The sequence below is a fragment of the Porphyrobacter sp. THAI-01a genome (genome assembly GCF_056868655.1).
This window is the reverse complement of record NZ_CP180579.1, coordinates 447147-472793: the sequence shown is the minus strand read 5'-3', so window position 1 is coordinate 472793 and position 25647 is coordinate 447147. Positions and strand designations below refer to the sequence as shown.

General features: G+C 69.0%; 25 protein-coding genes. 10 read left to right on the top strand and 15 right to left on the bottom strand.

Annotation, left to right across the window (positions count from 1 at the left end; genetic code table 11):
• The first annotated feature begins 237 nt into the window (after window positions 1–237).
• The 4 genes from ACMX37_RS02290 to ACMX37_RS02275 are packed head-to-tail and all read left to right on the top strand — an operon-like array spanning window position 238 to window position 6804.
• The gene (locus ACMX37_RS02290) at window positions 238–1608 is read left to right on the top strand and encodes a dicarboxylate/amino acid:cation symporter (RefSeq protein ID WP_483148439.1); all 1371 of its coding nucleotides are present in this window, start codon (window positions 238–240) and stop codon (window positions 1606–1608) included.
• The gene (locus ACMX37_RS02285; protein WP_483147351.1) at window positions 1605–2546 is read left to right on the top strand and encodes an alpha/beta hydrolase; all 942 of its coding nucleotides are present in this window, start codon (window positions 1605–1607) and stop codon (window positions 2544–2546) included. Before ACMX37_RS02290 ends, ACMX37_RS02285 begins: the two co-directional genes overlap by 4 nt.
• 2 nt (window positions 2547–2548) lie before the next feature.
• A complete protein-coding gene (locus ACMX37_RS02280) occupies window positions 2549–5605 on the top strand; it encodes a TonB-dependent receptor domain-containing protein (protein WP_483147350.1) in 3057 nt (1018 codons plus the stop codon).
• 14 nt (window positions 5606–5619) lie between these two features.
• Window positions 5620–6804: a M14 family metallopeptidase gene (locus ACMX37_RS02275; RefSeq protein ID WP_483147349.1), complete on the top strand. Its 1185-nt coding sequence runs from the start codon at window positions 5620–5622 to the stop codon at window positions 6802–6804.
• Here ACMX37_RS02275 and yihA read toward each other — a convergent pair whose 3' ends face one another.
• The 6 genes from yihA to ACMX37_RS02245 form a co-directional block, all read right to left on the bottom strand.
• Entirely contained in the window at window positions 6805–7485 is a 681-nt protein-coding gene (yihA, locus tag ACMX37_RS02270; protein WP_483147348.1) for a ribosome biogenesis GTP-binding protein YihA/YsxC, read from the bottom strand. It lies immediately after the preceding gene.
• Window positions 7486–7489: 4 nt separating this feature from the next.
• Window positions 7490–9235, bottom strand: a complete 1746-nt coding sequence (gene yidC, locus ACMX37_RS02265) for a membrane protein insertase YidC (protein ID WP_483147347.1) — start codon at window positions 9233–9235, stop codon at window positions 7490–7492.
• 63 nt (window positions 9236–9298) lie between these two features.
• Window positions 9299–9508, bottom strand: a complete 210-nt coding sequence (gene yidD, locus ACMX37_RS02260) for a membrane protein insertion efficiency factor YidD (protein ID WP_483147346.1) — start codon at window positions 9506–9508, stop codon at window positions 9299–9301.
• The gene (rnpA, locus tag ACMX37_RS02255) at window positions 9505–9882 is read right to left on the bottom strand and encodes a ribonuclease P protein component (protein WP_483147345.1); all 378 of its coding nucleotides are present in this window, start codon (window positions 9880–9882) and stop codon (window positions 9505–9507) included. Before rnpA ends, yidD begins: the two co-directional genes overlap by 4 nt.
• 148 nt (window positions 9883–10030) lie before the next feature.
• Window positions 10031–10165, bottom strand: a complete 135-nt coding sequence (rpmH, locus tag ACMX37_RS02250) for a 50S ribosomal protein L34 (protein WP_026092078.1) — start codon at window positions 10163–10165, stop codon at window positions 10031–10033.
• Between the two features lie 73 nt (window positions 10166–10238).
• On the bottom strand, window positions 10239–11255 hold the full coding sequence (locus ACMX37_RS02245) for an alpha/beta hydrolase (RefSeq protein WP_483147344.1): 1017 nt from the start codon (window positions 11253–11255) through the stop codon (window positions 10239–10241).
• Between the two features lie 179 nt (window positions 11256–11434).
• Here ACMX37_RS02245 and ACMX37_RS02240 point away from each other — a divergent pair, with 179 nt between their 5' ends.
• Window positions 11435–12925 (top strand): YifB family Mg chelatase-like AAA ATPase, encoded by a 1491-nt coding sequence (locus ACMX37_RS02240; RefSeq protein ID WP_483147343.1) that lies wholly within the window; start codon window positions 11435–11437, stop codon window positions 12923–12925.
• A gap of 71 nt (window positions 12926–12996) precedes the next feature.
• Window positions 12997–13809 carry a hypothetical protein gene (locus tag ACMX37_RS02235; RefSeq protein ID WP_483147342.1) on the top strand — a complete coding sequence of 271 codons (813 nt, stop codon included), beginning with the start codon at window positions 12997–12999 and terminating at the stop codon, window positions 13807–13809.
• A gap of 110 nt (window positions 13810–13919) precedes the next feature.
• Here ACMX37_RS02235 and recQ read toward each other — a convergent pair whose 3' ends face one another.
• Complete coding sequence (gene recQ / locus ACMX37_RS02230; protein ID WP_483147341.1) at window positions 13920–15719, bottom strand: DNA helicase RecQ; 1800 nt, start codon at window positions 15717–15719, stop codon at window positions 13920–13922.
• 80 nt (window positions 15720–15799) lie between these two features.
• Complete coding sequence (locus ACMX37_RS02225) at window positions 15800–16351, bottom strand: winged helix-turn-helix transcriptional regulator (RefSeq protein WP_483147340.1); 552 nt, start codon at window positions 16349–16351, stop codon at window positions 15800–15802.
• Between the two features lie 208 nt (window positions 16352–16559).
• Between ACMX37_RS02225 and ACMX37_RS02220 the strand changes: the two genes are divergently transcribed.
• The gene (locus tag ACMX37_RS02220; RefSeq protein ID WP_483147339.1) at window positions 16560–16904 is read left to right on the top strand and encodes a DUF8200 family protein; all 345 of its coding nucleotides are present in this window, start codon (window positions 16560–16562) and stop codon (window positions 16902–16904) included.
• A gap of 124 nt (window positions 16905–17028) precedes the next feature.
• On the opposite strand, the gene ACMX37_RS02215 is transcribed toward ACMX37_RS02220, so the two are convergent.
• From ACMX37_RS02215 to galE, 3 genes are all read right to left on the bottom strand, one after another.
• Complete coding sequence (locus ACMX37_RS02215) at window positions 17029–17631, bottom strand: HAD-IA family hydrolase (RefSeq protein ID WP_483147338.1); 603 nt, start codon at window positions 17629–17631, stop codon at window positions 17029–17031.
• Window positions 17632–17724: 93 nt separating this feature from the next.
• On the bottom strand, window positions 17725–17850 hold the full coding sequence (ykgO, locus tag ACMX37_RS02210) for a type B 50S ribosomal protein L36 (protein ID WP_017666014.1): 126 nt from the start codon (window positions 17848–17850) through the stop codon (window positions 17725–17727).
• Between the two features lie 106 nt (window positions 17851–17956).
• On the bottom strand, window positions 17957–18964 hold the full coding sequence (gene galE / locus ACMX37_RS02205) for a UDP-glucose 4-epimerase GalE (RefSeq protein ID WP_483147337.1): 1008 nt from the start codon (window positions 18962–18964) through the stop codon (window positions 17957–17959).
• Between the two features lie 119 nt (window positions 18965–19083).
• On the opposite strand from galE, the gene ACMX37_RS02200 reads away from it, so the two are divergent.
• Window positions 19084–19722: a hypothetical protein gene (locus ACMX37_RS02200; RefSeq protein WP_483147336.1), complete on the top strand. Its 639-nt coding sequence runs from the start codon at window positions 19084–19086 to the stop codon at window positions 19720–19722.
• Complete coding sequence (locus tag ACMX37_RS02195; protein WP_483147335.1) at window positions 19719–20858, top strand: M14 family metallopeptidase; 1140 nt, start codon at window positions 19719–19721, stop codon at window positions 20856–20858. The genes ACMX37_RS02200 and ACMX37_RS02195 overlap by 4 nt, the downstream gene beginning before the upstream one ends.
• A 10-nt stretch (window positions 20859–20868) precedes the next feature.
• Here the strand turns inward: ACMX37_RS02195 and ACMX37_RS02190 are convergent, their stop codons facing one another.
• From ACMX37_RS02190 to ACMX37_RS02180, 3 genes are all read right to left on the bottom strand, one after another.
• Window positions 20869–21291: a cytidine deaminase gene (locus tag ACMX37_RS02190; RefSeq protein ID WP_483147334.1), complete on the bottom strand. Its 423-nt coding sequence runs from the start codon at window positions 21289–21291 to the stop codon at window positions 20869–20871.
• A gap of 116 nt (window positions 21292–21407) precedes the next feature.
• Window positions 21408–22133, bottom strand: a complete 726-nt coding sequence (locus ACMX37_RS02185) for a glycoside hydrolase family 25 protein (protein WP_483147333.1) — start codon at window positions 22131–22133, stop codon at window positions 21408–21410.
• Window positions 22134–22149: 16 nt separating this feature from the next.
• Window positions 22150–22683 carry a UPF0262 family protein gene (locus ACMX37_RS02180; RefSeq protein ID WP_483147332.1) on the bottom strand — a complete coding sequence of 178 codons (534 nt, stop codon included), beginning with the start codon at window positions 22681–22683 and terminating at the stop codon, window positions 22150–22152.
• Between the two features lie 137 nt (window positions 22684–22820).
• Between ACMX37_RS02180 and ACMX37_RS02175 the strand changes: the two genes are divergently transcribed.
• Window positions 22821–24341 carry a replicative DNA helicase gene (locus ACMX37_RS02175; RefSeq protein WP_483147331.1) on the top strand — a complete coding sequence of 507 codons (1521 nt, stop codon included), beginning with the start codon at window positions 22821–22823 and terminating at the stop codon, window positions 24339–24341.
• Window positions 24342–24386: 45 nt separating this feature from the next.
• On the opposite strand, the gene ACMX37_RS02170 is transcribed toward ACMX37_RS02175, so the two are convergent.
• Window positions 24387–25592, bottom strand: coding sequence for a phospholipase D-like domain-containing protein (locus ACMX37_RS02170; protein WP_483147330.1), 1206 nt, complete (start codon window positions 25590–25592; stop codon window positions 24387–24389).
• Between the last annotated feature and the right edge of the window lie 55 nt (window positions 25593–25647).

Here is a 25647-nt window from a genome sequence, read left to right as displayed (position 1 = left end):
TGCGTGCTTCTCCCGACTTGTGCCTCGGCAAAGGGTTGTGCGGATTTCCGCATAATCCGCAAGGATTTTGTGCGGAAATCCGGAAGAAATGCCCGAGGGCTCAGTCTAACACCGTGATTTGGAAGGACATCAATTCTTGCCGCGCGCAGCTTGCAGCCGCCGCCGCTTCGCCCGATCCTGCATGGCGGAAGAGGAAGGCCCCGGGGGAAGTTGTCAGGCATGGGTTTGCAAGCATCGATGATGCCCGAGGCGGCCGCGCCTGCTGCGCGAAAGCCGTTCTATCGCCTGCTCTACGTGCAGGTGCTGGCGGCAATCGCGCTGGGCGCGCTGGTGGGGCATTTCGCGCCCGAATTCGGCGCGGCGCTCAAGCCGCTGGGCGATGCCTTCATCAAGCTTGTTAAGATGATCATCGCGCCGGTGATCTTCGTCACCGTGGCGACCGGCATCGCCGGGATGCGCGATCTGAAGGCGGTCGGCTCGGTCGCGGGCAAGGCCTTCGCCTACTTCATCACCTTCTCGACCCTCGCGCTGGTGATCGGTCTTGTCGTCGCCAACGTGGTGCGCCCCGGCGAGGGGCTGGGCATCGACCCCGCCAGCCTCGATACCGCCGCCGTCGCCGACTATGCCGACAAGGCCGAGGCGACCACCATCACCGGCTTCCTGCTCGGCATCATCCCCGACACCCTGTTCAGCGCGGTCACCGACGGGCAGATCCTGCAGGTGCTGCTGGTCGCGATCCTCGCCGGCGTCGCGATCGCCGCGACCCGGCCCGCGAGCGACCTCGTCACCGACGTGCTCGCCTCTTTCGGCGAGGTGGTGTTCAAGCTCGTCCACATGCTCATGAAGCTCGCGCCGATCGGCGCCTTCGGGGCGATGGCCTTCACCATCGGCGAGTTCGGCATCGGCAGCCTTGCCAACCTCGCCGCGCTGGTGGCGACCTTCTACCTCACCTCGCTGCTGTTCGTCCTGGTGGTGCTGGGGCTGGTCGGCTGGGCCAACGGCTTCTCGATCTTCGCACTGATCCGCTACCTGCGCGAGGAGCTGCTGCTGGTGCTCGGCACCTCCTCCTCCGAGGCCGCGCTGCCGAGCCTGATGGAGAAGATGGAGATGGCCGGCTGCCGCAAGGCGGTGGTGGGGCTGGTGGTGCCCACCGGCTACTCCTTCAATCTCGACGGCACCAATATCTACATGACGCTGGCCGCGCTGTTCATCGCGCAGGCCGTGGGGGTGGAACTCTCGCTGGCCGAGCAGCTCACCCTCGTGCTGGTCGCCATGATCAGCTCCAAGGGCGCCGCGGGCGTGACCGGATCGGGCTTCGTGATCCTTGCCGCGACCCTCTCGGTAGTGCCCGGGGTGCCGGTCGCGGGCATGGCGCTGATCCTCGGGATCGACCGCTTCATGTCCGAATGCCGCGCGCTCACCAACTTCATCGGCAACGCGGTAGCGACCATCGTCGTGGCGCGGTGGGAAGGCGCGCTCGATACCGAGCGGCTGGCGGCGGCGATGGCGGGCGCGCCCGTGCCGCTCGAGCCGGAGGACATCGAACGCCACGAACGCAGCGGTCCCGTGAGCGAGGAAATCGCCAAGGTGCTGGAGAAGCAGCCGTGATCCGCCGCCTGCTCCCCCTGCTCGCCGCCGCGCTGGCGCTGCTGGCACCGGCCCCGGCGCTCGCCGCCGCGCCCGAGGAAATCCGCCTCTGGCCAGGTTCCATGCCCGGCGCGGGCAAGGTCGAGGGGCCGGAGAAGATAGGCACCGAGGGCGCAGGCCTCGGCGCGGTGTCGAACGTCGCGGTCCCGCGGATGCGGGTCTATCGCCCGGTGAATCCCAACGGCGCTGCCGTGCTGGTGGCGGGCGGGGGCGGCTATTTCCGCATCCAGCTGAAGAAGGAAAGCACCCCCGCCGCCGAATGGCTGGCCGCGCAGGGCTTCACCGTCTTCGAGCTGATCTACCGCCTGCCGAACGACGGCTGGGAAGCGAGCGCGCCGTTCATGGACGCGCAGCGGGCGATGAAGATCATCCGGACCCGCGCGGGCGAGTTCGGGGTGGACCCGAAGCGCATCGGGATCATGGGCTTCTCGGCCGGGGGGCACCTTGCCGGCTTCACCGCCTACCAGCCGGCCCGCGCGCTCTATTCGGGCAGGGATGCCTACGAGGCGGTCTCGGCCCGGCCCGACTTTGCCGTGCTGCTGTTCCCGGTGGTCACCCTGCGCAAGCCCTACGACACCACCCGCACCCGGCGCGAGATCGTCGGCGAGAAGGCCACCGAAAAGGCCGAGACGCTGTGGTCGCTGGATACCTGGGCGGGCAAGGACGCGCCGCCGACGATCATCTTCGCTTCCGCCGACGACCCCACCACGCCGCCGGGGCACGGCATCCTTCTGTTCCAGACCCTCGTCGCAGCCGGGGCGAGCGCGGAGCTCCACCTGTTCCGCGACGGCGGGCACGGCTGGGGTCTGGGCAAGCCCGAACAGGTCATCAGCCAGTGGCCCGGCCTGTTCGCGCACTGGGCGCAATCACTTCAGATCATCGAAAAACGGGGAGAATGACCATGTCCACCAAGCTTCTGAGCAGGCTCGTCCTGATGTGCAGCGGCAGCCTGATCGCCGCCACCGCCGCGCACGCGCAGGAGGCCGCGCCGCCCCCGCCCGCGCCCGAAGAGGATGTCTCGCGCGAGATCATCGTCACCGGCACCCAGATCCAGGGCGCCAAGATCAACGACGTGCTGCCCGTCACCGTGGTCGACGAGATCGACATCCAGAACGTCGCCGCGACCTCGGGCGACGAGCTGTTCCGCGCGATCCCGCAGGCGGGCGGCGTGGCCTTCAACGAGCAGAACGACGTCACCTCGAACAACGCGCGCGGCGATGCGGCCTCGATCAACCTGCGCGATCTCGGCACGGGCAACACCCTGCTGCTGATCAACGGGCGGCGCATGGTGCTCAACCCCGGCTTCCAGACCGAGCTGCTGGTGCCGGTGGTCAGCCCCGACACCAACGAGATCGCGCCCGGCAGCGTCCGTCGTCTCGAGGTGCTGCGTGACGGCGCCTCGGCGATCTACGGCGCCGATGCTGTCGCGGGCGTGGTCAACACCGTGCTGCGCGGCAACCGCAAGGGCGGCTTCATCGAGGGCGAATACCGCCTGTCGGACGGTACCAATGCCTATGCGACGCAGCTCAACGGCGGCTACGGCTTCGACTTCGCCGATGGCCGCGCCAACCTGACGGTCTATGGCAACTATTTCCACGAGAACGCGACTCCCGCCTCGGCGCGCCCCTATTCCGCCGATGACGACAAGCGCGCGCTGCTGGTCGGCACCGATTTCGCGGGCGACACCCAGTTCAACAACCGCAACACCTTCGGCCCCTTCGGCCAGTTCGATCTCCAGATCACGAACAACAACCAGACGCCGATCCGCGATGACGATTTCTACATCCAGCCCAGCACCCAGACCGGCTGCCGCTTCGATCTCGGCAACGGCTTGTGCGCCCGCAACGGCGAGACCCCGGCTGTCGACGTGCGCTACAACCGCGCCTTCGGCACCACGCTGATCAGCGAGAAGACCCGCTACAACGCCGCGCTGCTCCTCAATTACGAGTTCAGCAAAAATATCGAGGGCTATTTCGAGGGCACCTTCTACCGCTCGGAAAGCAGCCGCAACATCACCCCGGCAGCGATCCTCAGCGCCGTGCCGGTGGGCATCTCGCGCAATGCCTACTGGAACCCCTTCGGCCCGGTGACCTTCCCCGGCGGGGTGCCCAACCCCAACCGCCGCCCCGGCACCACCATCCCCGCCGCCGGCGCGGACCTCATCATGGAGCGTTACCGTTTCGTCGATGCAGGCAACCGCACGGTCGATGTCGACAAGAATTCCTACCGCCTCGTCGCAGGCCTCAAGGGCAATTTCGGCGCGTGGGATTTCGACACCGGCTTCGTCTATTCCGAGGCGCGGTCGACCGACCTCGAAGGCAACCGTGTCTCGCTGACCCTGTTCCAGCAGGCCGTCAACCGCTCGACGCCGGATGCCTACAACCCCTTCAACGGCGGCTGCATCGATGATCCGGCCAATGGCGATTGTACGCCAAACCCGGCAAGCAGCATCGATCCGTTCCGCATCAGCGTCTTCCGCAAGGGCGGCACCAGCCTTGCGCTGGCCGACTTCAAGGTCAGCAACAGCAGCCTGTTCAGCCTGCCCGGCGGCGATGTCGGGATCGCGGCCGGGATCGAGTGGCGGCGCGAGACCTTCTTTGATGACCGGGACCCGCGGATCGACGGCACGATCACCTGGACCGACAGCGTCATCCCGGGCGTGCGCGACGGCAGCGACGTGGCCGGCACCAGCGCCTCGCCCGACACCAGCGGCGCGCGCGAGGTGTGGTCGGCCTTCGCCGAAACCTTCGTGCCGCTGGTGAGCGAGGACATGGACATTCCGCTCATCAACTCGTTCAACCTCCAGCTCGCGGGCCGCATGGAGCACTTCCGCGACATCGACGCGACCGCCATCGTCCCGCGCGCCGCAGCCTCGTGGAGCGTGGTGCCCGGCCTGATGCTCCGCGGTGCCTGGTCGCAGGGCTTCCGCGCCCCGAACCTCGTGCAGGTCAATGACGAAGGCACCACCCGCTCCAACACCCGCGACGATTTCGTGCGGTGCCAGGCGCAGGTCCTCAAGGGCGAGCTCGCCAACCTCGGCGTGTGCCCGGGCGAGGGGGTCATCAGCTTCCGGTCGGGCACCGACCAGCTCGAGCCCGAAGACAGCGAGAGCATCAACCTCGGTGTGGTGCTCGAACCGAGGTTCATTCCCGGCCTGACGCTGACCGCGGATTACTGGCGCGTGAAGCAGACCGGGCTGGTCGGCACCTTCGGCGACGACAACGCCATCGCGCTCGACCTGCTGCTGCGCCTCACCGGCAGCAGCAACCCCGCCGTGGTCCGGGCCGCGCCGACGGCTGAGCAGATCGCGCTCTACGCCGGCACGGGCCTTGCGGCTGCCGGCGACATCATCAGGGTGCTCGATCCCTACATCAACCTCGACAGCCGTGTCTCGAAGGGCTGGGACTTCGGGCTGGCCTACAACGTCCCCGATTTCGGCATCGGCAAGTTCCGCCTGCGCTTCAACGCGGCGCGGCTCAACGGCTTCGTCCAGTCGGCGGGCGCGGACGGGCAGACGCTGCTCGATGCGGTCGCCGCCGGCACGCTGCCGCCCGAGGTGCGGATCGAGGGGCTGGGCCAGCTGCTCGAGCTCGACGGGCGGCCCAGGTGGCGCTTCAGCGGCTCGATGAACTGGGGCAGCGGTCCGATCGACCTCTCGGTCTTCGCCCAGTATGTCGGCGAGGTGTGGAACACCAGCGTCAGCCGCGACGTGCCGATCGTGTCGGACGATCCCAACGCCAATTTCTGGCGCGTCAACGACATGCTGACGATCAACACCGCCTTCACCTTCACCATCGACGACACCGATGGTCCGCTCGACGGCACCCGGCTGCGGGTGGGGGTGAACAACCTTTTCGACAAGGACCCGCCGCTGGCCGACGAGACCTATGGCTTCCTCAGCCAGCTGCACTCGCCGCGCGGGCGGGTGGTCCGGTTCGAAATCCGCAAGAACTTCTGATAGGCCTCGGGCCCATGGGCATCGACATCCGATACGCATGGGCCGGCCTCGCCCTGCTGGCGGGGGCGTGCGTTTCGACGCCGCTCCCGCCGGCAGGGATCGCGCTTCAAGTGCCGGGGGCGGCGTGTCGCACGCCCTCGGCCACCCTCGCCTTCGACTTCGACGGCGCGCCGCCGCTCGCCTGCGCGATCACGGGCGAGCGCGCCTTCACCCTGCTGGTGACTCCCGAACACGCCCCGCCGATCAACCCCAGCCCGTGGTATGCCTTCCGCTACGAGGCGGCGGGCGATGAGCCGGTCACGGTCACGCTGCGCTATCTGGAAGGCCGCCACCGCTATGCGCCCAAGCTGCGCGGGGCGGCGGGCCAGTGGCGCGAGGTGCCGGTCGAGACGAGCGGGGACGGCGAGGCGGCGGTGCTTCGCCTGCCCGCCGGTCAGGGGCTGGTCGCCGCGCAGGAAATCCTCACGCCCGCCGATGCCGCCGCCGACCTCGCCAGGTGGAGCAAGGCGAGCGGCGCGCGGGTGTTCACGCTCGGCACCTCGCATGATGGCCGCCCCATCGAGGCGATCCGCCTCGGCCGCACGGATGCGCCGCGGCTGGTGATCCTCCTCGGCCGCCAGCACCCGCCCGAGGTGACCGGGGCGATCGCGATGGAGGCCTTCGTCGATGCGCTCACGGGGCGCGCGGAGTCGCTGGGCGATGTGCAGGTGCTGGTGGTGCCGATGCTCAACCCGGATGGCGTCGCCCGCGGCCACTGGCGCGCGAACCGCGGCGCGGTCGATCTCAACCGCGACTGGGGTGCCTTCACCCAGCCCGAGACCCGCGCCGTGAAGGCGTGGCTCGATGCCCTGCCCGCCGCCGTGCGCCCGGTGCTGATGGTCGACTTCCACTCGACGGGGCGCAACCTGTTCTACGTGCAGGGCGACGAGGAGGCGAGCCCGGCCCAGATGCGGTTCCTGCGGGCATGGCTCGGCGGGAAGGATCAGGCCTTCCCCGGCTATGCCTTCACGCTCGAGCCGCGCAACGCCAATCCCGGCAGCGGCACGGCGAAGAACTGGTTCCACGCCGCCTACGCCATCCCCGCCTACACCTACGAGGTCGGAGACAACACCGACCGCGCCGCTACACGCGCCGCCGCGCGGGCGCTGGCGGAAAGCCTGCCGCAGGCGCTGGCGGCGCTGGAGCGCGACGCGGACTGATCAGCCCATCCACCCGTCGCCCAGCGCGTCGGCGACGACTGCGGCGCGCAGGGCAGCGATGCCCATGCCCTTCTCGCTGCTGGTGAGGTGGATCTCGGGATGCGCGGCGACGTGCTTTCGCGCCTCGGCTGCTGTTTTCTCGGCCACGGCGGCCAGTTCGCTCGCCTTGATCTTGTCGGTCTTGGTCAGCACGATGCGATAGCCGACGGCGGCTTCGTCGAGCATCTTCATCATCGCCCGGTCGACCTCCTTGAGGCCGTGGCGGCTGTCGACCAGCACCAGCGTCCGGGCGAGCACCTGCCGCCCGCGCAGGTAGCTGTTCACCAGCGCCTTCCACTTCTCGACCACCTTCACCGGCGCCTTGGCAAAGCCGTAACCGGGCATGTCGACCAGCCGGAACAGCGGCAGGGCGCCTTCGTCCTCGGGACGTCCGACATCGAAGAAGTTGAGCTCCTGCGTGCGCCCCGGCGTCACCGAGGCGCGGGCGATGGCCTTCCTCCCCGTCAGCGCGTTGAGCAGCGAGGACTTGCCCACGTTGGAGCGCCCGCAGAAGGCGATCTCGGGCACCTGCGGGTCAGGCAGGAACTGCAGCGCGGGCGCGGAGCGCAGGAAGTCGACCGGCCCGGAAAAGAGCTTGGAGGCGGCTTCCTCGCGCGCGGATTGATCGTCGGGATCGCCCATCGCGCTACCCCTTCGTCGCCTTTTCCGCCGCCGCGTTCGCCGCCTTCAGTTGCGGGTGCTTCGAGTAGAGATAGCTCTGCTGCGCCAGCGTGAGGACGTTCGAGGTCACCCAGTAGAGCAGCAGCCCGGCCGCGAAAGGCGCCATCACGAACATCAGGATCCACGGCATGATCGCGAACATCTGCTGCTGCACCGGGTCCATCGCCGCCGGGTTGAGCTTGAAGGTCAGCCACATGGTGATCCCGAGCAGGACCGCGAGCGGGCCGATGGCGAGGAAGCCCACGACCTCGTAGGGCAGGAGGCCGAACAGGTTGAGGATGTGCGCAGGGTCGGGCGCGGAAAGGTCGCGGATCCACGCCACGAAAGGCTCGTGGCGCATCTCGATCGCCAGCACCAGCACCTTGTAGAGCGCGAAGAAGATCGGGATCTGGATCAGGAGCGGCAGGCAGCCGGCGAGCGGATTGACCTTCTCGTCCTTGTAGAGCTTCATGATCTCCTGCTGCTGGCGCCGCTTGTCGTCCTTGAAGCGTTCCTGGATCTCCTTCATCTTCGGCTGCACGGCCTTCATCGCCGCCATCGAGGCGAACTGCTTCTGCGCGATCGGGAACATCAGCCCGCGGATGATCACGGTGAGCAGGATGATCGCCACCCCGAAATTGCCGACGAGGCCGTTGAGGGTGCGCAGCAGCCACAGGATCGGCTTCTCGACGATCTCGAACCAGCCCCAGCTGATCGCCTTGCCGAAATAGGTGATGCCGGCGTCCTCGTACTTGTCGAGGATCTGGCTGTCCTTGGCGCCGGCATAGAGCCGGGTTTCCTGCGTCACGTTGCCGCCGGCAGGCACGGTGACGGCGCCGTAGAGCAGGTCGGTGCGGAACAGGTTGTTGCCCAGAGCGCGGAAGCCCGCATCGTCGACCCTGACGTTGCCCTTGCCGTCACCCGGCACCAGCGCGCCGAGCCAGTACTGGTCCGTGAAGCCCAGCCAGTCGGGCGCGCCCTCGGGGCTCTCGCCGCCGAGTTCGGCCAGTTCCTCGTAGGAATGGGGGTCCCACAGGGTGTCGCCGAACACGCCGACGGGGCCCGAGTGGGAGACATACTGGTCGATGGTCGCATTGGTGCTTGTGCGCTTGATCAGTGCGAAGGGCTGCACCACCGCCGCGCCCGCCCCGCCATTGCTGACGGACTGGGTGGCGGTGATCATGTAGTCCCTGTCGACCGCGAAGCGCACCCGGTAGGTCACGCCGTTGGCATCGGTGCGCGACAGGGTGACGGGGGTTTCGGGGGTGAGCCTGCTGCCGTCGGCCTGCCACAGCAGGTTCGAGGGCTGGCGCGCCCCGCCGCTGACGAAGCCGAACTCGGCGAAATACTGCCCGGGCGTCCCTTCCGGCGCGAAGAGGCGCACGGGGCCGGAGTCCTTGTCGACCGTCTCGCGGTAGTCCTTGAGCACGATGTCGTCGACGCGCGCGCCCACGAGGTTGATCGAGCCTGCGATGCGCGGGGTGTCGATCGCGACGCGGTTACCCCCCGCGAGCGCCGTCTCGAGGTCGACCTTGCGGGCCGCCGCCTCGCCGCCGAGGTTGCCCGCGCCTGCGGGTGCGGCGGCGGCAGCGGAAGCGCCGGTCGAGGCATCGGTCGGCGTGGCCTGCGAGGAGATCGCTGCCTCGGGATAGAAGTAGCGCATGCCGAGGTCCCACCCGAGAATGAGCAGACCCGAAAGCACGACGGCGAGCAGAAGATTGCGATTGTCCAAGTGTAAGCCCCGGCTATGCGACGACAGGTGTGTTATGGGAATAGAACGGTCCCGTTTAAAGCCCTAGGGCACGGGATCGTGTCCGTGCCCGCCCCAGGGGTGGCAGCGCATTAGCCGCTTGAACGCCATCCATCCACCCTTGAACGCGCCATACTTGCCGATCGCCTCGATGGCATACTGGCTGCACGAGGGCGCATAGCGGCAGGTGGGCGGCAGAAGGCGCGATGGTCCGAGCTGCCAGGCCCGCGCGACGAGGATCAGGACCTGCTTCATGCGCGCCGGTCCCCGCGCCGTGGCCGCCGCCCGCCTGCCGGATCGCCGCGGCCCTCGCGGGCGCGTTCGAGAGCCTTGGCGAGTTCGTCGGCCATCAGGTGGAAATCGCGCTCCACCCCGCCGGCGCGGCCGATCAGCACGTGATCGTGATTCGCGAGCCCCTGCACCGGCAGCGCGGCCCGCAGCAGCTCGCGGAAGCGCCGCTTCATGCGGTTGCGCACGACCGCGTTGCCGATCTTCTTGGTGACGGTGATCCCGTAGCGGATGCCCTGCCCGCCGTTTGGGCGGGTCAGCAGCACGAACCCGGCGCGAGCGTTGCGGGTGCCGCCGTTCGCGGCGAGGAAATCGGCGCGCTTGGTGAGGACGGAAATCATGGGGTCGCCCATAGAGCAATGACGGAGGTGGCAAAAGTCAACGGGCTCCCGAAGGGAGCCCGCAAGGCCAACCGGCCGCCCGCAGCGACGCGGCCTTCAGGCCGCATGAGCGAGGAAATCGCACCCGCGCAGGCGGGTGCGCAAGGAATTAAGCGCAGAGCTTCTTGCGGCCGCGGGCACGGCGGGCGCGAAGCACCTTCTGGCCGCCAGGGGTGGCCTTGCGGGCGAAGAAGCCGTGGCGACGGGCGCGCACGAGATTGCTGGGCTGGAAGGTACGCTTCATATCATCCTCGAAAAGCTGACCGGCGCAAGAAGCCGGGGCCGCATTGCCGCGGGCCGAAAACAGACCGGGGCCGTTATGGGAAAGCGGCGGCAGAGTCAAGCAGACCCGCGCCGAGATCGGCATAGGCGAGCCGCGGGGCGGCGTCGATCGCCGGCACCGGCGCGCGCAACGGGGCCAGCAGCCCGTCCGCCAGCGCCGCCGCCGAGCGCGCCAGCGCAAGACGCAGCTGGCCGTGCAGCGCATCCTCGATCCGGCGCGAGGCCGGGGTGCGCGGGTCCGCGCCCTCGACCGGGGCGATCCAGCGCGCCATCTCCTTGCCCTCGAGCCACAGCGCCTCGGTGTGCGGCACCGAATTGGTCATGGCATAGAAGGCGCGCGCCTGGTCGAGGCTCATGCCCATGTCGGTGTAGTAGTCGAGATAGAGCCGGTTCTCCGGCGCATCGGGGGCGAAGTCGGCCGGCTCGCGGCCGAGCGCATCGCGCCAGGCGTGCACCGCGAACAGGGCGCCGGGATCGATGGTGCGCTCGGTTCCGGCAAGGAACAGCTCCACCGCGCCCGAACGCGCCGATCCGCCCGCGGGGACGTGGGTCGCAAGGCCGGCGGCGCGGATCGCGCGGCCGACGCGGAGATTGGCGATGTCGTTGCTGGTGCCCGCCGCGTCCACGAATTCGAGCACCTCGAGCCCCGGATGCGCCGCCATCATTGCCGCGAAGGCGCGCGGGCTGGCAATGTCAGTCGGCCCGACCAGCGCGGCGCGGCGTTCGTCGAGCACGCGGAAGGGGCCATAGGCCGCGATTCCCGCGCCGCGCGCATCCGCGCGGGGGCGGGCGATGAAGCGCACCGGCTGCTCGATAACCGTCTCGGTAACGGTGAGGCCGCCCGCGCGGGTGACGGAGGTGGTGGAGATGGCGCCGGCGGGCGCGATGGCGGCGGGGCTTTCCTCGATCCGCACCCATTCGCCGCGCGCCGCGTCCCATTCCTCGACCCAGGTGACGCGCTCAAGGACGCGCGCACCGGATTGGGCAACCGCCGCCGTGCCGGGCAGCAGCAGCGCCAGTGCGGCGAGCAGGAGGGCAAGGACGCGGGTCATCGCCGCATTCTCGGCCCGCGCCCCTTTCCGAATTCGCCAAGATTTATGCTTTAAAAAAGCCTTAGCAGTCATGCGGAGGGGCGCGGCAGGACGCGGTTAGCCACAGCACATGCGCCCGCTCGACAAGCCTCTCATAAATCTGCACAATCGCCCCGGGGACGGAAAACGGGGGCAAGCCCATGGTCGCGCTGGTGAGGACGGTTGCCTACCTCGGGTTGGAGGCGCGCGCGGTCGAGGTGCAGTGCCAGGTCGGGCCGGGCCTGCCGCGCTTCACGGTCGTGGGCCTGCCCGACAAGGCGGTGAGCGAGAGCCGCGAGCGGGTGCAGGCGGCGCTGGCGGCGATGGGCCTCGCGCTTCCCCCGAAGCGGATCACCGTCAACCTCTCGCCCGCCGACCTGCCCAAGGACGGTTCGCATTACGACCTCCCCATCGCGCTCGCCCTGCTCGCGGCGATGGGCGTGACCGATGCCGAGCAGCTGGGCGACTGGATCGCGGTCGGCGAACTCGCGCTCGACGGGCGGGTGGTCGCCAGCCCCGGGGTGCTGATCGCGGCGCTCCACGCGAGCGCGGCGGGCACGGGCCTGATCTGCCCCGCTGAACAGGGCCCCGAGGCGCGCTGGGCGGCGGGCGTGCCGGTGCTCGCCCCGCGCGACCTGATGAGCCTGCTCGCACATCTCAAGGGCTCGCTGGTCCTGCCCGAGCCTGCGCGCGGCGAGGTCGCCGAGGCGGCGGGCGGCAATGACCTTCGTCAAGTCAAGGGGCAGGAGACCGCCAAGCGCGCGCTCGAGATCGCGGCGGCAGGCGGGCACAACCTCCTGATGGTCGGCCCGCCCGGATCGGGCAAGAGCCTGCTCGCGAGCTGCCTCCCCGCCATTCTCCCCCCGCTGTCGCCGGCCGAGGCGCTCGAGGTGTCGATGGTGCAGTCGGTTGCGGGGATGCTCGAATCGGGGCGCATCAGCCGCGCCCGGCCGTTCCGCGCGCCGCACCACTCGGCGAGCATGGCGGCGCTTACCGGCGGCGGGCTGAAGGTGCGACCGGGCGAGGTCAGCCTCGCGCATCTGGGGGTGCTGTTCCTCGACGAATTGCCCGAATTCCAGCGCCCGGTGCTCGATTCGCTGCGCCAGCCGCTCGAGACCGGGACGGTCGACGTGGCCCGCGCCAATGCCCATGTCACCTTCCCTGCGCGGGTCCAGCTGGTGGCGGCGATGAACCCGTGCCGCTGCGGCTATGCGGGCGATCCGGCGCGCAACTGCAACAAGTATCCGCGCTGCATCGGCGACTATCAGGCGCGGCTTTCGGGCCCGCTGCTCGACCGCATCGACCTCCATGTCCATGTCGGCGCGGTGAGCGCGCTCGACATGGCGCTGCCCCCGCCCGCCGAGGGCAGCGCCGAGGTCGCCGCGCGCGTCGCCGCCGCCCGCGTCCGGGCCATGGCGCGCGGGGTCCGCTCGAACGCGGAGCTGGAAGGCGAGTCGCTCGAGACCTTCGCCACCCCCGACGAGGCGGGCCGCAAGCTGCTGCTCCAGGCGGCCGAGAAGCTGCGGCTCTCTGCGCGCGGCTACACGCGGATGCTCAGGGTCGCGCGCAGCATCGCCGACCTTGCGGGCGCGGACACCGTGGGCCGCGCCCATATCGCCGAGGCGCTATCATACCGGCTGATGACGGGCTAAGGGACGGCGCAGGGCCACCCTCCCCCGGCCCCGGCAAGGGCGCAGTGGCGAGTTTCCAGGATCTTTCGGCAGTGGCGGCAGACGAACCGCGCGGTCTCGCCGCGCTGCTCGCGGCCCTGCGCGATGCGGCACGGCGGCGCAAACTCGCGAGCCTTGCCATCGCGCTCGCGCTCGAGGCGCTGCTCCTGCTCCTGCTGCTGACGCTCGGCGCGCAGATCGCGGGGGTGGAAGATGGCGCGGACAGAGAGACGCTGACCGCGATCGAGTTCGCCGCGCCCCCCGCGCCCGAGCCCGAGGCTGCCGATACGAGCGAGGCGGATACCCCGCAGGAGGATCAGCCGGTCACCGCCGAGCCGCTCCCCCAGCCGCTACGCCCCTCGCCTCTGGCGCTCAATCCCCGGCCCGCTCCCGAGCCGCCCCCGCCCGCGCCGCCGGAACCCTCGCCTTCGCCTTCGCCCTCGCCAGACCAGCCCGCCCGCCCGAAGATCGGAGCACGGATCAGGCCGGGTGCGGCTGCCGGCCCCGCCGACACCGGCAACCCCCGCACCGCAGGCGACAGCGAGCGGGTCGGCACCGCGCCCAACGGCGAGCCGCTCTACGCCGCGCGCTGGTATCGCGAGCCGACCGATTCGGAGCTGGCGGGCTATCTCTCCACCGCCAACGGCCCCGGCTCGGCGCTGATCGCCTGCAAGACGGTCACGGGCTATTATGTCGAGGACTGCGTGCTGCTCGGCGAAAGCCCGCAAGGCTCGCAGATCGGCCGGGCGGTGATGGCGGCCGCGTGGCAGTTCCGGGTGCGTCCGGCGCGGATCGGCGGGCGCGAGCAGTTCGGCAGCTGGGTGCGAATCCGGATCGATTATTCGGTGCGGCGGGGGAAGCCCTGATCAGTCTCCGTTCGTGCTGAGCCTGTCGAAGCACCGTCCGTCTAACGCGGCACGTCAGTCGGCCAGGGAATAGTGCGGCTCTTCGACAGGCTCAGGGCGAACGGGGCTGGTTATCCCCGCAAGTGCTCCCGAACGACATCAAGGAAATCCGGCCCCCAGGTCTCGAGCTTCTTCGCCCCCACGCCCGGAATGGTGCCGAGTTCCGCCAAGGTCTCTGGGCATTGCAGCGCCATGTCGCGCAGCACCGAATCATGGAAGATCACATAGGCCGGCAGGCCATGCTCGGATGCGAGCGCCTTCCTCCTGGCGCGCAGGGCCTCGAACAGCGGGTTGCCGACGGGGTTCGGCGCGCCTTCCGCGCCGCCCCGTGAGCGGCGGCTGCGGCGTTCCCGCTTGGGGGGCGGCTCGGCAATCGTCACTCCGGCCTCGCCCTTCAGCACGGGGCGCGCCTCGGGGCCCAAGGCGAGGCCGCCGTGTTCGGTAACGGTCAGCATGCCCCTTGCCACGAGCGCGCGCGAAAGAGGCCGGATCAAGCGCGCATCTTCGCCCCCGACGATGCCGAACACCGACAGCTTGTCATGCGCGCGCGTGACGATCCGCTCGTCATTCTGGCCGGTCAGCACCTTCTCGATATGGCCGATCCCGAAGCTCTGGCCGGTGCGATAGACCGCCGAGAGCAGTTTTCGCGCCAGCTCGCTGGCGTCGATCACCTGCGGCGGTTCGCAGCAGTTGTCGCAATTGCCGCATTGCTGTGCGGGGTCTTCGCCGAAGTGCCGCAGCAGGATCGCGCGGCGGCAGGCCGGGGCCTCGACCAGCGCGGCGAGCGCGTTGAGGCGAGCCTGTTCGGCGGGCAGGCGCTCGGGCTCGACCTCGGCCAGCCATTGCCGCGCCCGGGCGAAGTCGGAGACGCCCCAGAACAGGTGCGCCTCGGCCGGATCGCCGTCGCGCCCGGCGCGGCCGGTTTCCTGGTAATAGGCCTCGATCGACTTCGGCAGGCCAGCATGGATCACGAAGCGCACGTCGGGCTTGTCGATGCCCATGCCGAAGGCGATGGTGGCGACCATCACCATGTCCTCGGAGGCGACGAACTCGGCCTGCACCCGCGCGCGCCGGTCCGGCTCCAGCCCGGCGTGATAGAAGGATGCCGCGCGACCGGCTCGGGTGATCGCGGCGGCGAGATCCTCGGCTTGCTTGCGCGAGGGGGCATAGACGATCCCCGCCCCCTCGAGCCGCTGGAGCAGGTCGGCAATCTGGCGCGGGCCCGAATCCCTCGGCGTGATGGCGTAGCGGATGTTGGGCCGGTCGAAGCCGGCGACGATCAGGCCCTCGTCGGGGATGCCGAGTTGCCGCAGGATGTCCGCCCGGGTCGCCCGGTCCGCGGTCGCAGTCAACGCGAGGCGCGGCACGTCGGGGAAGCGGTCGAGCACCGGGCGCAGCATCCGGTAATCGGGGCGGAAGTCGTGGCCCCATTCGGACACGCAATGCGCCTCGTCGAAGGCGAAGAGGGCGATCGGCGCGCGTTCGAGCATCGCCTGGAACCCGGGCGTCGAGGCACGTTCGGGGGCGACATAGAGCAGATCGAGCTCGCCCGAGCGGAAGGCCGCGGCGGTGGCGGCGTTGTCGGCATCGGCCGAGGTCATCGAGGCGGCGCGGATCCCCGCCGCCCGGGCCGAGCGGATCTGGTCGTGCATCAGCGCGATCAGCGGCGAGATCACCACCGCCGTGCCGGCCCGCGCGAGCGCGGGGACCTGGTAGCACAGGCTCTTGCCCGCGCCCGTCGGCATCAGCGCCAGCGTGTGCGCGCCCGCCATCACCCGCGCGATCACCGCCTCCTGCTGCCCGCGGAAGGCGGGATAGCCGAAGGTGCGATGCAGGATCTCGTGACATTCGGGAGGGGCGACCGCGTGCATGGCCGCCGCCCTAGCCCATGCCGCGGCCCAAGGGCACCCGCAGGGCCTGCGCTATCGACGGATTGTCGGCAGACCGCAGCCTAGCGGACGGATGCCTTCTTCGCCGCAAGGTCGACCACATCGCCCTTGGCGAGGTCGGTGCCACGGGTGGCGATGGTGCCGTCGGCGCGCTTGCCGAGATCGGCGGGGCGGGTCAGCCACAGGTCCTGATGCCCGAGAATTCGCCCGTCATGAGCGAGGATCGAGACCGGACCGATCGGCAGACGGTCACGCTCGTCGACCAGCACCGGGTCCTCGACCACCTGGTCGTTGCCGTATTTCTGGCCCCACTGGCGCAGCGCCAGCATCGCGGGGAGCAGGTCGAAGCCCTTTTCGGTCAGGCGGTATTCGATCTTGCGGCGATCGTCGGCGCAGGGTTCGCGCTTGAGGATGCCGTGTTCGACCAGCTTGGCAAGGCGGTTGGAAAGGATGTTGCGGGCGATGCCGAGCTCGCTCAGGAATTCCTCGAAGTGCTTGAGACCGTTGAAGCTCGCGCGCAGGATCATGAAGGACCAGCGTTCGCCCATCACCTCCAGCGCCTGCGGCAACCCGCATTCGATCAGTTCGCGCAGCGGTTCTCTCAGCTCACCCATAATCTCGTGTCCCTTCCCCTTCCGGGGCTGTGTGTAACCGATTTTGCAGGCCACACAAAAAAATTTCAGTTTTCAGTTGCAACTCACAACCTAATCGCATAGGTAGCGAATAGCAACTGGTTTCGAATCGAAATGTTGCGTTGCAAAATGCGGTGACAGAGACCATGGGGCCGGTGCCCCGACAAACGACAAGGCAAAGGATACCCCGATGACGAACACCTTCTCCCTCCCCCGTTCCGGCAAGCTCGCCATCCTCCTCTCGGCGCTGGTCTACACCGGCGCGAGCTTCGGCATCGCCACCAGCGGTGCGCCGCTGAACGCGGCCGGCGCGCCCTATTACAGCGCCACCCTCGCCGCCCCGGCGAGCGAGACGCGCGCGGTCGCCGACGGCGTCGCCTGGGCGTGCAAGGATGCGACCTGCGTCGCCAACAAGACCACCGCCCGCCCGCTGCGCGTGTGCCGCGGCCTGAACCGCAAGTTCGGCGAGATCGCCACCTTCAAGGTCGATGGCCAGGACATCACCGCCGAGGAACTGGCGAAGTGCAACGGCTGATCGCAGCCTGACGAGAAGTCCCTCTCCGTCCGGTCCTCCCCCCTCTCCAACCGGACGGAGCTCCACAGCCCCCGGCGCCCGCTGACCCCACAGCGCGCGGCCGGGGGATTTTTTTGGGCCAGCCCTAGAGCAGGCCTGCCGCGACCAGCTGCGCCTCTAGGGTCGCCGCATCGGTGAACAGGTGCGCGTCCCACCCCCGCGCCCGGGCGGCGGCGACATTGGCGGGGTTGTCGTCGGTGAAGAACAGCGCGGCGCCCGTCCGCCCGCTGCGCGCCTCGACGATCTCGTAGATTCGCGCATCGGGTTTGGCGACCTTCTCGACCCCCGAGACGATGATGTCCGCGAAGTGATCGAACACCGGCTGGGTCGGGCGGAACATCTCCCAGAACTCGTCGCCGAAATTCGTCAGGCAGTAGAGCGGCACGCCCGCCGCCGCCAGCCGCGCGACCAGCTCGTGCGAGCCCTCGACCGGGCCGGGCACGGTCTCGTTGAAGCGGGTCGCATAGGCGCGGATGTGATGTTCGTATTGCGGGTAGAGCGCGATCCGCTCGGGCACCATCTCGGCGAGCGGGCGGCCGGCGTCATGCTCGAAATGCCATTCCTCGGTGACGACATTGGCAAGGAACCAATCGAGCTCCTGGCGGTCGACGATCAGCTTTTCGAACAGCGCGCCAAGCTGCCAGTGGAACAGCACCCGGCCAATGTCGAAGACAACCGCTTTTCTCACCACGCCCGCCCCCCAAACGCCTGCGGCCCGCACTCCGGTGAGGAGGCGGGCCGCCGTATCCTTCAGCCGCCCATGCCGGGCGCCTGCGCCAAATCAGCCCTGACGGGCCTTGAAGCGGCGATCGGTCTTGTTGATCACGTAGGTGCGGCCGCGACGACGGATCACGCGGTTGTCGCGGTGACGGCCCTTCAGCGACTTGAGGCTGTTGACGATCTTCATGGCGCTTGTTCCAAAAGAGAAGCGCGCCGGAAACGGTCCGACGCGCGGAAATCGAAGCGTGCCGTTAGCCGCGCCGCGGGCACGCGTCAATGCGAGTCTGCCCCGATCAGCCCCGCAAATCGGACAATTTGCGCTCCCAGGCGAGGGCGTGGGCGATGATCGTGTCGAGATCGGCGTGTCGGGGCTCCCATCCCAGGGTCGCCTTGAGCCGCGCGGGATCGGAAATCAGCGAATCGGGATCGCCCGCGCGCCGCCCCTCGATCCGGCGGTCGAGCTTGCGATTCGTCACCCGGTCGACCGCGTCGAGCACCTCGTTGACCGAGAAGCCCCGGCCATAGCCACAGTTCATCGTCAGCGAGCGCGCCGGCTCGGCGATCAGCGCCTCCAGCGTCAGCACGTGCGCGGCGGCGAGATCGCTGACGTGGATGTAGTCGCGCACCCCCGTCCCGTCTGGCGTCGCGTAGTCGGTGCCGAACACGCTCACCGATTCGCGCTTGCCCAGCGCCGCCTCGATCGCGACCTTGATGAGGTGGGTCGCGCCCGCGGTCGACTGGCCGCTGCGCGCCTGCGGGTCCGCGCCCGCGACGTTGAAATAGCGCAGCACGCCGAAGTTGAGCGGGTGCGCCGCCGCGACATCGGCGAGCATCTGCTCGGTCATCAGCTTGGACCAGCCGTAGGGGTTGATCGGCCGCTGCGGCGTATCCTCGGACACGGCGGCGACATCGGGGATGCCGTAGGTCGCCGCGGTCGAGGAGAAGATGAAGTGGGGTACACCCGCCGCCACCGCCGCCGCGATCAAAGCGCGGCTCTTGGCGGTGTTGTTGTGGTAGTACTTGAGCGGATCGGCGACGCTTTCTGGCACCACGATCGAGCCGGCGAAATGCATGATCGCGCCCGTCCCCTGCTCGGCGAAGATCCGCGCCAGCAGGTCGGCGTCGGCTATGTCCCCCTCGTAGAGCGGCACGCCCTCGGGGATGGCGAAACGGAAGCCGGTCGAGAGGTTGTCGATCACCGCCACTGGCCAGCCCGCGTCGACCAGCGCCAGCACCGCGTGGCTGCCGATATAGCCCGCCCCGCCGGTGACGAGCACGGATGGTTTGCTGTCAGACATCATGGCCCCGCCCCTATCACGCAATCCGCTTAGAATTTCTCAACCTCGCTCACACACATAGCAGCCTGTGCACGTGGCAAGGCGCGTCCTATAGTCGCAGCGCCACGAAAGGAACCTGCGCCATGTTGCCTTACCGCCATTTCGCCCCGCTTGCCGTCGCCGCCGCCGCGCTGGCGCTGCCGGGCTGCGCCACCACGCCCTATACCGGGCCTGTCGAGGTGACCCGCTTCGTCGCCCCCTCGACCGCCGGGCTCGGCCAGGGGACGATCGCGCTGACTTTCCCCGAAGAAGTGAACAACGAGGCCGCCCGCAGCGCCTTTGCCGCCGCCATCGGCGCCGAGCTCGCGCGGCTCGGCTACACCGTCGTCGCCGAAGGCGCGCCGGCGGCGCAGGTCGCGGCGATCCGCACCAGCCGCCAGCCCATCGCCGCCGCCCCGGTCGACCGGGGCGGCCCGGTCAATGTCGGTGTCGGCGGTACCGCGGGGAGCTTCGGCTCGGGTCTCGGCATGGGGGTCGGGATCAATCTCGGCGGCGGGCGCGAGGGGCCGGCGGCCACCACCACGCTCGAGGTGCGGATCGCCGCCGCCTCCGGCACCACCCTGTGGGAAGGCCGCGCACAGATGGAGACGGGCGTGAAGTCGCCCTACTCCAAGGTCGAAACCAGTGCCCGCACGCTCGCCGCCGGGTTGTTCCGGGGCTTCCCGGGTGGCAATGGCGAGACCGTGACGATCGACGCGAAAAAGCTTCAAGGAACCAAATGACCTCTCTTTTCATCGACGCCGGGTTCGACAGCGGCAATATCGACGTGCTGGGGATCGAGGGCGCCACCGCCCGCCTCGCCATCCGCCGCGACAATGCCTCGGACTTCTTCCAGTGGTTCCACTTCCGCGTTTCTGCGCCGGCGGGCGAGGAGGTGGTGCTCAAGCTCACCGGCCTCAATGCCAGCGCCTATCCCGGCGGCTGGCCCGATTACGACGCCTGTGTGTCGGAGGACCGCGCCTACTGGACGCGCGCGGCATCGGCCTATGACCAGAACGAGGACGGCGGCACGCTGACCGTGCGCTACCTGCCTGCGGGCGGCGTGTTCTGGGTCGCCTATTTCGCGCCCTATTCGATGGAGCGTCACCACGACCTGATCGCCGAGGCGGCCTCGTCGGAGGGCGTTGACTACGTCCGTCTCGGCACCACGCTCGACGGGCAGCCGGTTGATTGCCTCGAAATGGGCGAAGGCGACGTGCAGGTGTGGCTCTACGCCCGCCAGCATCCGGGCGAGACCCAGGCGGAATGGTGGATGGAGGGCGCGCTCGAGTGCCTCACCGACCCCGCCGACCCGGTGGCGCGGGCGCTGCGCAAGAAGTGCCGCCTGCACATCGTGCCCAATTGCAACCCCGATGGTTCGCGGCGCGGGCATCTACGAACCAATGCGGTTGGCACGAACCTCAACCGCGAATGGGCGGACCCGACCCCCGAACGCTCGCCGGAAGTGCTCGCGATCCGTAACCGCATGGACCAGACCGGCGTCGACTTCGCGATGGACGTCCATGCCGACGAGGCGATCCCCGCCGTGTTCCTCGCCGGGTTCGAGGGCATCCCCTCGTGGAAGGAGGAACAGGGCGAGGGCTTCTACCGCTACCAGCGCATCCTCGACCGCCGCACGCCCGATTTCCAGACGAAGCTCGGCTACCCCAAGGCCGCGCCGGGCAAGGCCAATCTCTCCATGAGCACCAACCAGCTCGCCGAACGCTTCGGCGCGGTCGCAATGACGCTGGAGATGCCCTACAAGGACCTTGCCGACTTCCCCGAGCCCGAACAGGGCTGGTCGCCGGAACGCTGCAAGCTGCTGGGCCGCGAGTGCCTTGCTGCGCTGGTGGAATGGCTCGAGGGCCGCGACGCCTAGGCCCCTTTGCCTAGGCCAGATGCCCCGGCCCGAAGGCGTGCGGCAGCAGCGCGGAGAGCGTCACGCGCCGCACGTCGTCCTTGCTGACGCACAGCACCAGCGGATCGGTCGCCCCGAGCGCGGCGACCTCGTTCAGCACCTGCCGGCAGCGCCCGCAGGGGGTGATCGGCTCGGCATCGGCCTTGAGGCCGACGACGGCCACTGCCGCCAGCCCGCCGCGCCGACCTTCGCCGAGCGCCTTGGCGACCGCGACCGTCTCGGCGCAGAGCGAAAGGCCATAGCTCGCGTTCTCGATGTTGCAGCCGGTGATCACCGCCCCGTCCGCGAACAGCAGCGCCGCGCCGACGGGGTAGTCCGAATAGGGCGCATAGGCCTCTTCGGCCGCAGCGAAGGCGGCAGCGATCAGAGCGGTTTCGGCTTCGTGGTCCAGCATCGAAAACTCCGTTCGTGCTGAGCTTGTCGAAGCACCGCACTTTTTTGGAAGCCTCAGAAAAGAGGAAAAACGGCCCTTCGACAAGCTCAGGGCGAACGGAGAGTGAGGCTCGCCCGCTACTTCTGCACCACCACCCATTCGACCGGCACCTCGCTCGCCTCGGTCACGCGCGCGCTGTTGGCGCTCCATAGCAGCCACGGCCGCCCCGCATAGTCCGGCCGCGCGCGGTCGCGGGCCAGCCACAGGTCGCGCGCCAGCGTGCTCGCGGTGCGGTGGCGTTCCTGGAAGGCGGGGGAGAGCTTGAGGATCACGGGCCTGCCGGCGTGCATCTCGATCTGGTTGATGAGGGTGATGAGCTCGCTCTCCACCGCCGCATCGCTGACTTTCGAGGCGCAGCCGTCGGCCAGCCGCTCAAGCCCGATCGCGGGGGGCAGCAGGTCGGCATCGCGCGGCACGCTCTGGGCGAAGGCGTCGCTCTGCGCATCGGCGGAGAGGCAGGGGTCGAAGCCGAGCAGCACGCCGGCCTTCAACCCGGCCGAGCGCGCGCGCCGCAAGGCATCGGTGAAGCCGCCCGCCCGCTCGCCTTCGCCCGCCGCAGCGCCAAGTGGAAGATAGACGAAGCGCGCGCCGAGCGCCTTCAGCGTCTCGAAGCGCACCGGTGCCCCGCCCGCGGGCACAAGCGCACCCTGTTCGGGATAGAGCGCCTCGTCCGGGCGCCAGCTGCGCATGTCCCACCACAGCCACGCGGCGAAGGCGAGCGCGAACAGCACCGCCAACGCGGCAAGCCGCCACAACCAGCGGCGCGGCGCGCCCCGGGCGCGCGACCTGCCCCCTTTTGCCATGCCCCTTGTCTGCCCCTCAGCCCTTGATGTGCAGCACGCAGATCAGCGTGAACAGCCGCCTTGCGGTGGCGAAATCGGTCTCCACCTTGCCTTCCAGCCGCTCGAGCAGCAGTTCGGCGGCGTTGTTGTGGATGCCCCGGCGCGCCATGTCGATCGTCTCGATCTCGGCCGGGGTCGCCTTGCGGATCGCCTGATAATACGAATCGCAGATCGCGAAATATTCGCGGATTGGGCGGCGGAAGCGGGCCATGCCGATCAGCAGCGTTTCCAGCAGCGTCTCGCCGGTGTCCTTGATATCCATCGCCAGCCGCCCGTCGGTGACCGACAGGTGCAGGTGATAGGGCCCCGGCGCCCCGCGCTCGGCGCTGCGGACGGGCTTGAAGGTGTTTTCCTCGATCAGGTCGTAGATCGCGACGCGGCGTTCCTGCTCGACATCGGCGTTGCGCCACAGGATCGTCGCCTCGTCGAGCGTGACCTGGGCAATGCGCTGCGCCCCCGCACCGCCGGGCGCGAGGGAGGGAGGCAGGGAATCGGGCGGCGTGTCGGCCATGACGACCTGCCTTCGCAGATCGAAGGGGGCGACTTCAAGCACTTCAGCACGCTCTCCCCACTATCCACAGCGTGCGAAATAAATATCGCCGGCCTTGAGCCTTGCCCCGCGCGGCTGCGGCGCGCATCAGGCGCCACATGGCCGAACCCGAAAAAGTCACCCCCATCAAGCCGACCGCCGAGGGCGGCGACCTGCCGGTGAAGAAGCTCCCCGCCAATCTCGACGCCGAGGCCGCGTTTCTCGGGGCGGTGCTGATCGACAACCGCGTGCTCGAGGAGTTGCAGGTGCCGATCCGGCCCGAACACTTCTTCGAGCCGCTCCACGCGCGAATCTACGAGCGCGTGCTGGCGCTGATCGAGCGCAACGCCACCGCCTCGCCGGTCACGCTGCGCCCCTTCTTCGAGGCGGACGAGGCGCTGAAGGAACTGGGCGGCACGAGCTACCTCGCGCAGCTCACCGCCAGCGGCGCAGGCCTGCTGGTGCCGCGCGAACTCGCCCAGCAGATCTACGACCTTGCCCTGCTGCGCGAGCTGGTGAGCGTCGGGCGCGGCCTCGTCGAAGGCGCGCTCGACACCTCGGAGGACACCTCGCCGATGGAGCGCATCGCGCAGGCCGAGGCGGACCTCTTCAAGGTCGCCGAGGGCGCGAGCACCGGCCGCGAGGCTGCGACCTTCCGCGAAGCCGCGATGACCGCGATCAAGATGGCGGAAGCCGCGATGAATTCGGGCGGCGGCCTGTCGGGCAAGACCACCGGCCTTGCCACGATCGACCAGAAGACCAGCGGCCTTCACAATTCCGACCTCGTGATCCTCGCCGGGCGCCCGGGCATGGGCAAGACCTCGCTTGCCACCAACATCGCCTTCAACTGCGCCGAGGCGCACCTCACCTGGCAGCGCGAGGGCGGCGAGTTCAACTATGGCGCACCGGTCGCCTTCTTCAGCCTCGAAATGAGCAGCGACCAGCTGGCGACCCGCATCCTTGCCGAGCAGGCCGAGATCTCCTCCGAGGCGCTGCGTAGCGGCAAGCTCACCCGCGAGGACTTCCAGAAGCTCTCCTACGCCAGCCAGCGCCTTGCCGAACTGCCGCTCTACATCGACGATACGCCCGCGCTCACCATCGCCGCGCTGCGCACCCGCGCGCGGCGGATGAAGCGGCGGCATGACATCGGCCTGATCATCGTCGACTACCTCCAGCTGCTCCAGGGTTCGGGCCGGGCGAACGACAACCGCGTGAACGAAATCTCCGAGATCAGCCGCGGCCTCAAGACGCTGGCGAAGGAATTGCAGGTCCCGGTAATCGCGCTCTCGCAGCTCAGCCGTGCGGTCGAAAGCCGCGAGGACAAGCGCCCGCAGCTCTCCGACTTGCGCGAATCCGGCTCGATCGAGCAGGACGCGGACATGGTGTGGTTCATCTTCCGCGGCGACTATTACCACCTGCTGGTCAAGCCCGACACGCCCGACGCCTCCTCGCCACCGGACGTGCAGGAGAAGTATCGCCAGTGGGAGGAAAAGTTCGAAGGGCTGGTGGGCCGCGCGACGCTGATCGTGGCGAAGCAGCGCCACGGCTCGACCGGCAACGTGCCGCTCCACTTCCAGAGCGACATCACCAAGTTCACCTCGCCCAACTTCAAGGACTATTCGGACTACGGCTACGAATAGAGGTGGCGGCTTTCGGGCCGGCAGGACCTGAAAGGGACGAACGCTCTACAGCGTCCCCGTCCGGCTGATGCGGTAATCGGCAAGGTTCAGCCAATAGGCCAGCCGCCAGCGCATCCGGTTGAGGAAGGTCGAGTGCCGCACGTACCAGGCCGGGGTGATCGCCTCGCTCGACTCCTCGAGGTGGTCGATCAGCCTGCGCATCTCGGCCGCCAGCCCCGCGTCCTCGATCCGCACCATCAGCTCGACATTGATGCGGAAGGAACGCTTGTCGAGATTGGCGCTGCCGACATAGCTCGCATCGTCCACCACCAGCAGCTTCATGTGGAGCTTGCAGATCCCGAACTCGAACACCCTCACGCCCGCGCGCAGCAGCTTGCCGTATTGCAGCCGCGCCATGTCGATCGCGGCGGAAATGTCGGACTTGCCGGGCATGATCATCCGCGCGCTGCCGCGCCGGGCGATCCGGGTGAAGAGGCGGCGGAAGCTGCGCGGCGGGGAGAAATAGGCCGAGACCGTGTCGAGCCGCCGCGCGCCGACGAGGTCCTGCCTCAGGCACCATGCCCAGTGTCCGCGCCGCACCAGCGGACCGCCGACCAGCAGCCGCACCGGCCCGTCCCCGCCGTCCCATTGCCTGACGATGTCGCGCAGCCGCCTGAGCTGGCGCGTGCGCCCGAGCGCCTCGTTCTCGACCCAGCTTCTCAGCAGGCCGAACCAGCGGGTGAACTGTTCGACCACCGGCCCCTCGATCAGCACCGACAGGTCGCACCAGCCGTTCTCGGCGGGGATGGCGAAGTAGTGGTCGGAGACATTGGCCCCGCCGGTCATCACCCGCGCCTCGTCGGCGATGGTGAACTTCTGGTGGTTGCGCACCAGGTAGCGCGTGCCCCACTTGGGCGAGAACACCGCGAAGCGCCCGCCCGCCTCGGTCAGCGGGGCGAAGAAATCCGCGCCCGCATCATTGCCGAAGGCGTCGACCACGAGATCGACCTCCACCCCGCGCCGCGCCGCCGCGACCAGCGCGTCGCGCACCTTCGTGCCCGACACGTCGCTGTCGAACAGGTAGTAGAAGATCCTGAGGCTTTCCTGCGCGCTCTCGATCAGCTCGACAAGCGCGCGCAGGCGGTCCTGCCCGTGGGGGTAGAAGGTGAAGGCATGGCCCGCGCCTTCGTAGCGGAACGGGTCGAGGTCGCAGTAGTCCGGTCCGTCCTCTGGCGAAGCGGCGGGAGGCGATTCGGCGGGGGCTGTGGCCATGGAGAACAGCCTGCCGCATCGCGGGGCGAAGCGACAGGGTCTCGCGGCGAACGGA

Bases quoted from the DNA above. Each gene is read 5' to 3' on its own strand.
- ACMX37_RS02195 (WP_483147335.1), top strand. From the start codon at position 19,719: ATGACCTCTCTTTTCATCGACGCCGGGTTCGACAGCGGCAATATCGAC.
- ACMX37_RS02170 (WP_483147330.1), bottom strand. From the start codon at position 25,592: ATGGCCACAGCCCCCGCCGAATCGCCTCCCGCCGCTTCGCCAGAGGAC.
- yihA (WP_483147348.1), bottom strand. From the start codon at position 7,485: ATGGGCGATCCCGACGATCAATCCGCGCGCGAGGAAGCCGCCTCCAAG.
- ACMX37_RS02180 (WP_483147332.1), bottom strand. From the start codon at position 22,683: ATGGCCGACACGCCGCCCGATTCCCTGCCTCCCTCCCTCGCGCCCGGC.
- yidD (WP_483147346.1), bottom strand. From the start codon at position 9,508: ATGAAGCAGGTCCTGATCCTCGTCGCGCGGGCCTGGCAGCTCGGACCA.
- ACMX37_RS02190 (WP_483147334.1), bottom strand. From the start codon at position 21,291: ATGCTGGACCACGAAGCCGAAACCGCTCTGATCGCTGCCGCCTTCGCT.
- ACMX37_RS02200 (WP_483147336.1), top strand. From the start codon at position 19,084: ATGTTGCCTTACCGCCATTTCGCCCCGCTTGCCGTCGCCGCCGCCGCG.
- ACMX37_RS02185 (WP_483147333.1), bottom strand. From the start codon at position 22,133: ATGGCAAAAGGGGGCAGGTCGCGCGCCCGGGGCGCGCCGCGCCGCTGG.
- galE (WP_483147337.1), bottom strand. From the start codon at position 18,964: ATGATGTCTGACAGCAAACCATCCGTGCTCGTCACCGGCGGGGCGGGC.
- rnpA (WP_483147345.1), bottom strand. From the start codon at position 9,882: ATGATTTCCGTCCTCACCAAGCGCGCCGATTTCCTCGCCGCGAACGGC.
- recQ (WP_483147341.1), bottom strand. From the start codon at position 15,719: ATGCACGCGGTCGCCCCTCCCGAATGTCACGAGATCCTGCATCGCACC.
- ACMX37_RS02240 (WP_483147343.1), top strand. From the start codon at position 11,435: ATGGTCGCGCTGGTGAGGACGGTTGCCTACCTCGGGTTGGAGGCGCGC.
- ACMX37_RS02245 (WP_483147344.1), bottom strand. From the start codon at position 11,255: ATGACCCGCGTCCTTGCCCTCCTGCTCGCCGCACTGGCGCTGCTGCTG.
- ACMX37_RS02225 (WP_483147340.1), bottom strand. From the start codon at position 16,351: ATGGGTGAGCTGAGAGAACCGCTGCGCGAACTGATCGAATGCGGGTTG.
- ACMX37_RS02175 (WP_483147331.1), top strand. From the start codon at position 22,821: ATGGCCGAACCCGAAAAAGTCACCCCCATCAAGCCGACCGCCGAGGGC.
- rpmH (WP_026092078.1), bottom strand. From the start codon at position 10,165: ATGAAGCGTACCTTCCAGCCCAGCAATCTCGTGCGCGCCCGTCGCCAC.
- ACMX37_RS02220 (WP_483147339.1), top strand. From the start codon at position 16,560: ATGACGAACACCTTCTCCCTCCCCCGTTCCGGCAAGCTCGCCATCCTC.
- ACMX37_RS02290 (WP_483148439.1), top strand. From the start codon at position 238: ATGATGCCCGAGGCGGCCGCGCCTGCTGCGCGAAAGCCGTTCTATCGC.
- ACMX37_RS02275 (WP_483147349.1), top strand. From the start codon at position 5,620: ATGGGCATCGACATCCGATACGCATGGGCCGGCCTCGCCCTGCTGGCG.
- ACMX37_RS02280 (WP_483147350.1), top strand. From the start codon at position 2,549: ATGTCCACCAAGCTTCTGAGCAGGCTCGTCCTGATGTGCAGCGGCAGC.
- ykgO (WP_017666014.1), bottom strand. From the start codon at position 17,850: ATGAAGATCGTCAACAGCCTCAAGTCGCTGAAGGGCCGTCACCGCGAC.